3 protein-coding genes are annotated in these 1,516 nt (G+C 34.4%); all 3 read left to right on the top strand.

The features are described from left to right. Positions 1-138: 138 nt before the first annotated feature. From AC220I_RS22450 to AC220I_RS22440, 3 genes are read left to right on the top strand one after another with little or no spacing between them, the layout of a single operon-like run. Positions 139-693, top strand: a complete 555-nt coding sequence (locus AC220I_RS22450; RefSeq protein ID WP_486726098.1) for a GNAT family N-acetyltransferase — start codon at positions 139-141, stop codon at positions 691-693. Positions 694-709: 16 nt separating this feature from the next. Continuing rightward, a complete protein-coding gene (locus AC220I_RS22445) occupies positions 710-862 on the top strand; it encodes a hypothetical protein (RefSeq protein WP_486726097.1) in 153 nt (50 codons plus the stop codon). A 42-nt stretch (positions 863-904) separates the two neighbouring features. Continuing rightward, positions 905-1,465: a cache domain-containing protein gene (locus AC220I_RS22440; protein ID WP_486726096.1), complete on the top strand. Its 561-nt coding sequence runs from the start codon at positions 905-907 to the stop codon at positions 1,463-1,465. Positions 1,466-1,516: the final 51 nt, after the last annotated feature.

Genomic DNA, 1,516 nt, shown 5'->3' with positions numbered 1-1,516 from the left:
TTGACGCTGTTTTGAAGGAGTCTGATAGAAAACTATATTTAGCAAAAACCACTGGCCGAAATAAGGTGATTGGATGATTTGTTTTGTCCGATAAAAATGGTATAATGGTTAAACATCACACTGATTTTAGGAGTGGATATGCTGGAAATTATTAAACTCAATCAATTAGATATGAGTGATATGACGGAAATGGGGTTTAATGGATTTGAAACCTCTGAGATTTTATCGATCAGACGCAAGGTGGATAAAAATCACATGTCAATCGATATGATGGTTGAATCTCTTTCAGAGCCATTTATAAAAGAATGGCAATCAACAGAAAATTCATTTCTTTATTTTAAACAAGTAATAGAACTGGGATATTCCTTTGGCGCTTATCTAAATAATAAATTGGTTGGCTTTATCATTTGTAATGAAATATCATGGAATAATTCCTTGTGGATTGAAAATATTAGAGTTGCGAGTATGCATCAGGGGATCGGTATTGGAAGGATTCTAGTTGAACACGTTATTACATTAGCCTTCCAAAAGGCATTTAGACTCGTTGGATTAGAAACTCAAAATACAAATTATCCTGCAATTCGTTTTTATCAGAGGTGTGGTTTTGTGATTGAGGGCGTCGATTTTTCCCATTATCCAAGTCGTGATGGGAAGAATGGAGATATTGCGGTATTTATGAAATATTTTATTTGAGGTTAGGAGAAAAGAGATGTCAATAGTGAGTATTATTGCGGTGGTTGTTTTAGGCTTTATAGGTTTAAGCAGTGGCTTTAAATCAAAAAACAAGTGGCTTATGATGTTTTCTGTGCTTCCAATAGCGTTAGGTATTGCACAACTATTTTTAATCCTAAAAATAGGGTAAGATGCAATCTAAATAAATTTAAATTTACATAAGGAGATTAAAATGATAGGAAAATTAATTTTGACAGTTTTAGTGGCCATGACCATTAATATGAGCGTGGACAGACCAGTTGAAGACCTTTATTCAGACGCATGGGAAGATAATTCACTTTATAGTGATACGGATTATTCTGATGAAGATTATGGAGAAGACTATGGTGAAGACTATGGTGAAGACTATGGTGAAGACATCTATTATACAGACACAATGGATTTGATGTTCGACCTCGCCATATATGGTGCTGATTGGGTGGGTATGTCTGCAAGTGATGAAGAAATCATGGATGCCTTAACTGAAATAACCCTAAATGAAGATCTTGAAATTGTTTATGCTTATTACGGAAGTGCTGAAGGTGACTTCTATATGTATCCCAATGAAGCGTTACCTGAGGGATATGACTTTAGAGAAAGGCCAGTATACCAAAGTACTGTTGAGGAAGAAATATATTATTCCGATCCATATGTAGATGCAACGACAGGCAGACAAATCCAAACGATTGGCATTACCGTATATGATGATAATGGTTTTATTGGCGTTCTTGGAATTGATGTGTATATAGATTAATATCGAGTTATAAAATGGTCTGCGTGTATGAATTAAAGTTCAAATATAAAT

It is taken from the genome of Fusibacter sp. (assembly GCF_057447755.1).
Note: the sequence above shows the minus strand (reverse complement) of the source record. Positions and strands in the feature narration are given on the sequence as shown.